At 64.6% G+C, this 9,839-nt stretch carries 9 protein-coding genes; all 9 read right to left on the bottom strand.

Features of this window, described 5'->3' with window-relative positions:
- Window positions 1–4 precede the first annotated feature (4 nt).
- Window positions 5–1,183 (bottom strand): phospho-N-acetylmuramoyl-pentapeptide-transferase, encoded by a 1,179-nt coding sequence (gene mraY, locus AC1DEK_RS14715; RefSeq protein ID WP_478125991.1) that lies wholly within the window; start codon window positions 1,181–1,183, stop codon window positions 5–7.
- A gap of 18 nt (window positions 1,184–1,201) precedes the next feature.
- The gene (locus AC1DEK_RS14710; protein ID WP_478125990.1) at window positions 1,202–2,656 is read right to left on the bottom strand and encodes a UDP-N-acetylmuramoyl-tripeptide--D-alanyl-D-alanine ligase; all 1,455 of its coding nucleotides are present in this window, start codon (window positions 2,654–2,656) and stop codon (window positions 1,202–1,204) included.
- On the bottom strand, window positions 2,653–4,146 hold the full coding sequence (locus AC1DEK_RS14705) for a UDP-N-acetylmuramoyl-L-alanyl-D-glutamate--2,6-diaminopimelate ligase (RefSeq protein WP_478125989.1): 1,494 nt from the start codon (window positions 4,144–4,146) through the stop codon (window positions 2,653–2,655). The genes AC1DEK_RS14710 and AC1DEK_RS14705 overlap by 4 nt, the downstream gene beginning before the upstream one ends.
- Complete coding sequence (locus AC1DEK_RS14700; protein ID WP_478125988.1) at window positions 4,146–5,894, bottom strand: peptidoglycan D,D-transpeptidase FtsI family protein; 1,749 nt, start codon at window positions 5,892–5,894, stop codon at window positions 4,146–4,148. Before AC1DEK_RS14700 ends, AC1DEK_RS14705 begins: the two co-directional genes overlap by 1 nt.
- 37 nt (window positions 5,895–5,931) lie before the next feature.
- Complete coding sequence (gene ftsL / locus AC1DEK_RS14695) at window positions 5,932–6,273, bottom strand: cell division protein FtsL (protein ID WP_478125987.1); 342 nt, start codon at window positions 6,271–6,273, stop codon at window positions 5,932–5,934.
- Window positions 6,274–6,280: 7 nt separating this feature from the next.
- Window positions 6,281–7,207 (bottom strand): 16S rRNA (cytosine(1402)-N(4))-methyltransferase RsmH, encoded by a 927-nt coding sequence (gene rsmH / locus AC1DEK_RS14690; protein ID WP_478125986.1) that lies wholly within the window; start codon window positions 7,205–7,207, stop codon window positions 6,281–6,283.
- An 8-nt stretch (window positions 7,208–7,215) separates the two neighbouring features.
- The gene (gene mraZ, locus AC1DEK_RS14685; RefSeq protein ID WP_478126314.1) at window positions 7,216–7,644 is read right to left on the bottom strand and encodes a division/cell wall cluster transcriptional repressor MraZ; all 429 of its coding nucleotides are present in this window, start codon (window positions 7,642–7,644) and stop codon (window positions 7,216–7,218) included.
- 261 nt (window positions 7,645–7,905) lie between these two features.
- On the bottom strand, window positions 7,906–9,231 hold the full coding sequence (gene hslU, locus AC1DEK_RS14680) for an ATP-dependent protease ATPase subunit HslU (protein ID WP_478125985.1): 1,326 nt from the start codon (window positions 9,229–9,231) through the stop codon (window positions 7,906–7,908).
- A gap of 23 nt (window positions 9,232–9,254) precedes the next feature.
- Complete coding sequence (gene hslV, locus AC1DEK_RS14675; protein ID WP_478125984.1) at window positions 9,255–9,800, bottom strand: ATP-dependent protease subunit HslV; 546 nt, start codon at window positions 9,798–9,800, stop codon at window positions 9,255–9,257.
- Between the last annotated feature and the right edge of the window lie 39 nt (window positions 9,801–9,839).

Here is a 9,839-nt window from a genome sequence, read left to right as displayed (position 1 = left end):
CGTCTTACCGGAGCTTCAGGGTGGAAAGACCCACGAGGCACAGCAGCATCGTGATGATCCAGAAGCGCACCACGACCTGCGTCTCGCGCCAGCCGCTCTTCTCGAAATGATGGTGAAGCGGTGCCATCTTGAGCACGCGCCGCCCTTCGCCAAAGCGCTTCTTGGTGTATTTGAAATAGGTGACTTGCGCCATCACCGAGATCGCCTCGACCACGAAGATGCCGCCCATGACGAAGAACACGATTTCCTGGCGCACGATGACGGCGATGGTTCCCAGTGCGCCGCCGAGCGCGAGCGCGCCCACGTCGCCCATGAAAACCTGCGCCGGATGCGTGTTGAACCACAAAAAGGCCAAACCCGCGCCGGCCATGGCCGAGCAAAACACCAGCAGTTCGCCCGAGCCCGGAATGTGCGGAAAAAGCAGGTAGCGCGAGTACACGGCACTGCCCGTGACGTAGGCGAACACGCCCAGCGCGGAGCCCACCATCACGACCGGCATGATCGCCAGGCCGTCGAGCCCGTCAGTGAGGTTCACCGCATTGCTCGCGCCGACGATCACCAGATAGGTGAGGATGACGAAGCCGATGCCGCCGAGCGGATAGCTCACTTCCTTGAAGAAGGGCACCAGCAGGTTGATCTTGGGCGGAAAGTCCAGGTCGAAGCCCGAACGCACCCAGGTGGCGAACAGTTCCAGCACGCGCCAGTTGGAGCTTTCGGAGATGCTGAAGAGCAAATAGAAGCCCGCGACCAACCCGACCACCGACTGCCAGAAGTACTTCTCGCGCGAACGCATGCCTTCGGGGTCCTTGCGCACCACCTTGCGCCAATCATCGACCCAGCCGATGGCGCCGAAGCCGAGCGTCACCCAGAGCACGATCCAGACGAAGCGGTTCGAGAGATCGAACCACAGCAATGTCGAAAGCGCGATCGAGAACAGCACCAGCACGCCACCCATCGTGGGCGTTCCGCTCTTGGTGAGATGCGTCTCCATGCCATAGCTGCGCACCTGCTGGCCGATCTTGAGCGCGGCGAGGCGGCGAATGACGTAAGGCCCGGCGAGCAGGCCGAGGAGGAGCGCGGTCAACGCCGCCATCAGCGCGCGGAAGGTGAGGTACTGGAAGACGCGCAGGAAACCAAACTCCGGCGAGACCGTCTGCAGCCATTGGGCGAAGGTCATCAGCATGCTGTGAATGGGCGCGGCTCATGCGGCATGACCGACCCCCTTGTCTTGTTGTTGTGGTGCAGCCGAAGCGACGATGGCCTGGACCACCCGCTCCATCTGCATGAAACGCGAACCCTTCACGAGCACGCTCGCGGCGCGGGGCAAACCCGCCATCACTGCCGCGTTCAGCGATTCGATGTCACCGAAATGCCGGGCCTCGCTGGCCTCATTGCCGGCGAATGCAGCCACGCTGTGTTTCGATTCCTCGCCGAGCGCATAGACGGTCTCGATGCCGCGCTCGCCGGCCCAGGCGCCGACTTCGGCATGAAACTCGGGTCCCTGGTTGCCGACCTCGCCCATGTCGCCGATCACCAGCATGCGCGGTCCAGGCAGGCTGGCGAGTACATCGATCGCCGCGCGCATCGAATCGGGATTGGCGTTGTACGTATCGTCGATGACGGTGATCGTGCGACCTTCGGCCACATGCAACTCGATGGCCTTGGAACGGCCTTTCACTGGCTCGAATGCGGCGAGCCCGTCGGCGATCTTGTCGGGCGAAACACCGCTCGCGAGCGAACAGGCAATGGCCGCCAGCGCATTGACGACGTTGTGGCGGCCCGCGATGCGCAATGCGCAGCGAACATCGCCCACCGGTGTCCGAGCCTTGAACTGCCAGGCGCCCCGCGTCCATTCGGCAGTGGCGAGCGCGATGTCCGCGTCCTCGTGTTCACCGAAGGTGAGACAGCGGCGAGTCGCACCTTCGCGCGCAATCGACTGCCACAGCGGCGTGAATTCATCGCCGAACGGAAACACCGCCGTTCCGCCATCGGGCAACACCGAAAGGACGGAGGCGTTTTCGCGCGCCACGGCCTCGACCGTCGCCATGAATTCCTGATGCTCGCGCTGGGCGTTGTTGACCAATGCGATCGTCGGGCGGGCGATGGCGGACAGGCGGGCGATCTCGCCCGGATGGTTCATGCCGAGTTCGACCACAGAGCGCTGATGCCGCGCACGAAGCCGCAGCAGCGTCAGCGGCACACCGATCTCGTTGTTGAAGTTGCCCGCCGTCGCGAGGGCGCCTTCGCCGCAGGCCGTGCGAAGAATCGAGGCGATCATCTGCGTCACGGTGGTCTTGCCGTTGCTGCCGGTCACTGCAATCAAAGGCAGGTCGAACTGCGAGCGCCAGCCGGCGGCCAGCGCGCCGAGCGCGGCCAGGGTGTCGGGCACTTCCAGGCCGGCGAGACCGGCCGCTTCGAGGCCGCCGTGTGCAATCGCGGCAACCGCGCCGCGCGCGCGCGCGCTGGCAAGAAACGCGTTCGCGTCGAAGCGCTCGCCCTTGAGCGCCACGAAAAGATCGCCAGCTGCCAGCGTCCGCGTATCGGTATGTACGCGAAGGATCGGTGTGGCGGGGTTGCCGATCAGGCGCGCGCCTGGAATCCAGTTCGCCGCCTGGGCCAGCGTCATCATCGAATCGGAAGCGGACATGGTGTTCATGCCTCGCTCCTTCTGGTGAGCGCGTCAATGGCATGCGCTCGGTCCGAGAACGCGATGCGTTCGCCCGCAATCTCCTGCCATGCCTCATGGCCGCGTCCGGCGATCAAGACCACGTCCTCGGGACGGGCCTGCGCGAGCGCATCTGCAATTGCCTTGGCGCGATCGGGTTCGACCTGCGCCGCCTCCGGACGCGCCAGGCCGAGCAGGATCTGGCTGATGATCGCGGCAGGCTTTTCGCTGCGCGGGTTGTCGCTGGTCACGACGATACGATCGGCCTGCGCCTCGGCCACCGCCGCCATCATGGGGCGCTTGACCGTATCGCGGTCGCCGCCGCAGCCGAACACGCACCACAACTCACCGCCGCGCTGTTGCGCCAACGGACGCAAACCGGCGAGCGCCTTGTCGAGCGCGTCGGGCGTGTGCGCATAGTCGACCACCGCCAGCGGATGGCCGGCGATGCTCAGGCTTTCCATGCGGCCGGGCACGCTGTCCAGGCCCGTGCAGGCGGCAACGGCTTCGTCGAGCGACATGCCGAGAGCGCGCAGAGTGCCCAGCACGCCCAGCAGGTTCGCGACGTTGTACTGGCCGATCAACTGCGTTGAAAGCCGCACCGGCAAATGGCCCTGCTCCACCACGGAGAAGGTGAGGCCCTGCGCGTCATAGCCGATGTCTTGCGCCATCAGGCGGGCGGGAGAGCCCGCGGCCGACAGGGTCCAGACATCGAGCGCGCCGACGCCGGTTTCGATCAGGTTGCCCACCAGCGCAGCGCCATGCACGTCGTCGATATTGACCACTGCGGCGCGCAAGCCTGGCCAGCGGAACAACTCCGCCTTGGCTTGCCAGTACGCATCCATGCTGCCGTGATAGTCGAGATGGTCCTGCGTGAAATTGGTGAAGACCGCGACAGCAATCCGCGTGCCGTCAAGCCGGCGCTCCACGATGCCGATCGACGATGCCTCGATGGCACAGGCGCCGTATCCGCGGTCCGCGAACCCGCGCAACTCTCGCTGCAGCAGCACCGGATCGGGCGTTGTGAGCCCGGTGTAGGTGAGTTCGGGCGGCACACCGACGCCCAGCGTGCCCACGACGGCACACGGCGCGCGGCCGGAGCGCGACAGCGACTGCGCCAGCCACCACGCCGTGGAGGTCTTGCCGTTGGTGCCCGTGACGGCGAGGACGTCGAGTTGCTCGGACGGGTTGTCGTAATACGCCGCTGCGATCGGCCCGGTGGCGGCCTTCAGGCCGGCGTAGGTGGCGATGGCCTCGCCATCGAATGCAAATGCATCGCTGCCCTCTTCTTCGACGAGGCAAGCCGCGGCGCCCTGCGCAAGGGCATTGGCGACGAAGCGCCGCCCGTCGGTGGCGGCGCCGGGCCACGCGATGAATCCGTCGCCCGCGCCGACGGCACGGCTGTCGGCGTGCAGCACCCCGCGCACGCGGGCCTGCAGCCAGCGCGCGGCTTCAGTGGGGTTGCGAAGCATCGTCGTCATCAGAAGCTCTCATCCACGCCCGTGGTCACGACCAGGGGTTTGACAGCGAGATCTGGCGCCACGTTCATCATGCGCAGCGTTTGCTGCACGACCTCGCTGAACACCGGAGCGGCCACGGTGCCGCCGAAATACTGGCCGTTGCTCGGCTCGTCGATCATGACCGCCACGATGATGCGCGGCTTGTCGATGGGCGCCATGCCCGTGAACCACGAGCGGTATTGCTTGCTGGCATAGCCCCGGCCCACCTGCTTGTGCGCCGTGCCGGACTTTCCGCCCACCGAGTAGCCCACGGTCTGCGCGAGCGGGCCCGTGCCGCCCGGGCCGGCAGCCATCTGCAGCATCTTGCGCACCGCCAGCGCGTTCTGGGCCGAGAAAACCTTGACGCCGACCGCCGGCTCCGAGCTCTTGAGGATGGTGACCGGGATGACGCTGCCATCGTGCGCGAAGGCCGTGTACGAATGCGCCATCTGGAACAGCGACGCCGACAGGCCGTAGCCATACGCCATCGTCGCCTGCTCGACCGGTTTCCATGACTTCCATGGACGCAGGCGCCCCGTGACGGCACCCGGGAACTGGATCTGCGGCTTCTGCCCATAGCCGAGCGCCGTGTAGGTGTCCCACATCTCGTGTGGGGTCATCTTCTGCGAGATCTTGAGCGCGCCGATGTTGCTCGACTTCTGGATGACGCCTTCGACCGTCAGCGAGCCGTAGTTATGCGTGTCGCTGATGGTGAAGCCGCCCAAGCTGTAGCGGCCGGGCGAGGTCTCGATCACGGTCTTCGGCGTGATGCGGCCGGCTTCAAGTGCCGTGGCAACAGTGATCGGCTTCATGGTCGATCCTGGCTCGAAGACGTCCGTCATGGCGCGATTGCGCAACTGCTCGCCCGTGAGGTTCTGCCGCTTGTCGGGCACGTAACTCGGATAGTTGGCCAGCGCGAGCACTTCGCCCGTGATTGCATCGAGCACGACCACGCTGCCCGCCTTGGCCTTGTGCAGCGTGACTGCGTCGCGCAGCTTCTGATAGGCAAAGAACTGCACCTTGCTGTCAACGCTGAGCTGGATGTCCTTGCCTTCGACCGGCGGCACCTGTTCGCCGACGCCTTCGACGACGCGCCCGAGCCGGTCCTTGATGACGCGGCGCGAACCGGGCTTGCCCGCCAGGTCCTTGTTGAAGGCGAGTTCGATGCCTTCCTGGCCGTTGTCCTCGACGTTGGTGAAACCCACCACGTGCGCGGCCGCCTCGCCCTCGGGGTACTGGCGCTTGTATTCCTTGCGCTGGTAGATGCCCTTGATGTTCAGCTCGGCAATCTGCTTGGCGATCGGCTCGTCCACCTGCCGCTTGATCCAGACGAACGTCTTGTCTTCGTCTTCGAGCTTCTTGTCGAAGTCTTTCTGCGGCATACCGAGCAGCTTGGCCACCTGCTTGAGCTTGGCCCTGACCTCGGCATCGTCGCGCTCGATGTCCTCGGGGATCGCCCAGATGCTGGGCGCAACCACGCTCTGCGCAAGCAGCAGTCCGTTGCGGTCGATGATCCGGCCGCGATTGGCCGGCAGCTCGAGCGTGCGCGTGAAGCGCACCTCGCCCTGGCGCTGGAAGAAGTCGTTGCCGATCACCTGCACATAGGCGGCGCGGCCCGCGAGCACGACAAAGCCCAGCGCGATGCCGCCGACGATGAACTTGCTGCGCCAGACCGGGGTCTTGCTGGCGAGCAGTGGGCTGGTCGTGTATTGAACGCTGCGACGGGTCATAGGCCCCCCGACTTGAGGCGGCTCGACATCGAACTCATCAATGCGCCCCCTTCGTAGCAGCAGTTCGCGGCGCGGACGCGGTGGGCGCGGGCGCAGCGATGGCGGGGATCACGGTGCCGTCTTCGCGCACGTACTGCGTGATGGCCGGCGTGGTCGTGCGCATCTTGAGCTGCTCCTTGGCGAGCTTCTCGACGCGCAGCGGCGTGGCCTGCGCCCGTTTCTCTACCTGCAGGCGATCGTGGTCCAGTTCGAGCCGGCGCGTTTCGAGCTCGACCCGGTGGAACTCGGTGAAGAGCTGGCGCGACATGTACTGCGTGTGCACGAGATAGATCGCCGAGCCCAGCACGGCGATCAACAGGAGCAGGTTGAGTCGAGCCATGATCTGCTCAGCCCTCGTCCGAAGTGCGCTCGGCGATGCGCAGGATCGCGCTGCGCGAGCGCGGATTGCCATCGACCTCGGCCTGGGACGGCTTGACCCGGCCAACAGAGCGCAGTTTCATTGCCTTGGGCACGGCGAAGGGCGCGCGACGGTCGTAGACCTCGCGTGAATGCTTCGCGATGAACTGCTTCACGATGCGATCTTCCAGCGAATGGAAACTGATCACCGCGAGCCGGCCCTGGGGTTGCAGCACGACGAGACTCGCTTCTAGCGCCTGTTGCAACTCTTCAAGCTCGGCATTGATGAAAATCCGAAGAGCCTGAAATGTGCGCGTTGCAGGGTTCTGGCCCGGCTCGCGGGTTTTGACCGCGCCAGCCACGAGCTGGGCCAACTCGGCGGTGGTTGAAACTGGGCCCCGTTCTTGTCGGCGAGCAACAATCGCCTTTGCAATCTGAACAGCAAACCGTTCTTCGCCATAGTCACGAATCACCTCCGCAATCTGCTGTGGTTCGGCCGTTGCCAGCCACTCGGCCACACTCTCGCCGCGCGTGGTGTCCATGCGCATGTCCAGAGGGCCGTCGAAACGAAAAGAAAAACCCCGCGCGGGGTTGTCGATCTGGGGAGAGCTGACACCGAGGTCCATCAGCAGGCCTGACACGCTCGCAGGCGGCAGCTCTCCAAGGTCCTTGAATCCCTGGTGGCGGATGGAAAAACGCGCATCCTCGATGCGCGCTGCTTCGGCCACCGCTTCCGCGTCCTTGTCGAACGCGATGAGGTGGCCCGCCGGCGCCAGCCTTGCCAGGATTTCCCGGCTGTGGCCGCCTCGCCCGAAGGTTGCGTCGACATACGTGCCGGTGCTGTCCGATCCTTCGGGAAAGAGGGCTTCCACCGCCTCTTTCAACAAGACGGTCGTATGGGTCCATGGCTGTTCCACTTGGGGCCTCAGAACGAGAAGTCCTGGAACACATCGGGCATCTGGCCCTGGGTCGCTTCAGCTTCCTTGGCGTCGTAGGTGGCCTTGTCCCAGAGTTCGAAATGATTGCCCATGCCGAGCAACAGGGCATCGCGGGAGATGCCCGCCGCGGCGCGCAGTTCGGGCGACACGAGCACACGGCCGGTGCCATCCATCTCGACGTCCATGGCGTTCCCAAGGAAGACGCGCTTCCACCACTGCGCCGACATCGGGAGGGCCGCGATGCGATCGCGGAACTTCTCCCATTCGGGGCGCGGGAACACCATCAGGCAGCCGTGAGGGTGCTTGGTGATCGTGAGTTGGCCGTCTGCCGTCGCGCTCAGGACGTCACGATGCCGGGTCGGCACGGAGAGCCGCCCCTTGGCATCCAGACTGAGCGATGAAGCGCCTTGAAACACGACCACGAAACCCCGGTTGCGGAGGCCGCCGCGTACCTGAACGCGGCATTCCCCGACACTTTTTCCCACTTAACTGCACTTTTTTGCACTGTAGCAGGAAACGCCTACCTCGCAACCCACGGTCGTCTGTATTTTTTGTAATGGAATCAACAACTTAGCGGTGTTTTTGCAACCGGCAAAACCGCGAATTTCGTTGTAAGTGAAGCACTTAGCTCGCGCAATGAATGTGTTGCGTGAAGCGTGTATCCGCGCAGGTGCCAATCAGAGGATGAAACGCGAAAGGTCTTCGTCGTGACTAAGTGCCGAAAGACGCGCATCCACGTAGGCCGCATCGATGTGCACGGCCCGGCCGCCGAGCTTGGCCGCATCGAAGCTGACCTCGTCGAGCAAGCGCTCCATCACAGTCGACAACCGGCGCGCGCCGATGTTCTCGGTGCGTTCGTTGACGTCGAAGGCGATGCTGGCGAGCCGGGTGATGCCGTCGGGCGCAAATTCGAGCGTCACGCCTTCGGTGGCGAGCAGCGCCTGGTATTGCTTGACCAGCGATGCGCGTGTCTGCGTCAGGATGCTTTCGAAGTCGGACACCGACAGCGACTGCAGCTCGACGCGAATCGGAAACCGCCCCTGCAGTTCGGGAATCAGGTCGCTGGGCTTGCTCAGGTGGAAAGCACCGCTGGCGATGAAGAGGATGTGATCGGTGCGCACCACACCGTACTTGGTGCTCACCGCCGTACCTTCGACGAGCGGTAGCAGGTCGCGCTGCACGCCTTGCCGGGAAACGTCGGTGCCCTGCGTCTCGTTGCGGGTGGCCACTTTGTCGATTTCATCGATGAAGACGATGCCGTTCTGCTCGGCGTTCTGAATGGCCTGGCTGCGGATTTCGTCTTCGTTGACCAGCTTGGCTGCCTCTTCGTCGATCAGCAGGCGCATGGCTTCCGCGATTTTCAGTTTGCGCGTCTTGCGCTTGACTTGGCCGAGTTGGCCGAACATGCCGCGCAACTGCTCGGTCATTTCCTCCATGCCGGCAGGCCCCATGATCTCGAGCGGCGTGCGGGTTTCGGCAAGGTCGATCTCGATCTCCTTGTCATCGAGTTCGTTTTGGCGAAGCTTCTTTCGAAAAGCCTGCCGGGTCGTGCTGCCGGCGTCGGAAGCGCCGCCGCCGTCAGGGAGGCGGGCCGGGGGCAGCAGTACGTCCAGGATTCGATCCTCTGCAGCATCCTCGGCGCGCATGCGGACCTTGCCGCTTTCGGCTTCTCGGGTCTGCTTGACCGCCATTTCGGCGAGGTCGCGAATGATGGAGTCCACGTCCTTGCCGACGTAGCCTACCTCGGTGAACTTGGTCGCCTCGACTTTGATGAAGGGCGCGTCGGCCAGCCGCGCCAGGCGGCGCGCAATCTCGGTCTTGCCGACGCCCGTCGGGCCGATCATGAGGATGTTCTTGGGCGTAATCTCGGCGCGCAGCTTTTCCTCGACCTGCTGCCGACGCCAGCGATTGCGCAGTGCAATCGCCACGGCGCGTTTGGCGTCGGGCTGGCCGACGATGTGGTTGTCGAGTTCGGAAACGATTTCCTGGGGGGTCATTGGCATGGGAGCGTTTCTCAGTCAGGCTTTCACAGGGTCTCTACCGTGTGGTGCATGTTCGTATAGATGCAGAGTTCGCCTGCGATCTCCAGCGCCTTCTTGACGATCTGGTCGGCGGGCAGGTCCGTGTGATCGACCAGCGCCTTGGCGGCAGCTTGCGCATAGGCGCCGCCGGAGCCGATCGCGATGATGCCGTTCTCGGGCTCCAGCACGTCGCCGTTGCCGGTGATGATCAGCGAAGTCGTCGCGTCGGCCACGGCCAGCATGGCTTCGAGCCGGCGCAGCACGCGATCGGTGCGCCAGTCCTTGGTGAGTTCGATGGCCGCGCGCGCCAGGTGCCCCTGGTGCTTTTCGAGCTTGGCCTCGAAGCGCTCGAACAGGGTGAAGGCGTCAGCCGTGGCTCCGGCAAAGCCGGCAAGCACCTTGCCGTGATAGAGCCGTCGCACCTTGCGTGCGCTGCCCTTGATGACGATGTTGCCCAACGTGACTTGACCGTCGCCGCCGATGGCAACCTGGTCGCCACCGGCGCCCTTGCGACGCACGCTGATGATGGTGGTTCCGTGAAATTGTTCCATGGGGCATTATCCCGCCCGAGGCCTGCCCACTTCCGAGGG

It is taken from the genome of Variovorax sp. 10N420, assembly GCF_056394705.1.
The sequence above is the reverse complement of the archived record's forward strand: the minus strand, read 5'-3'. Positions and strand labels throughout refer to the sequence as shown.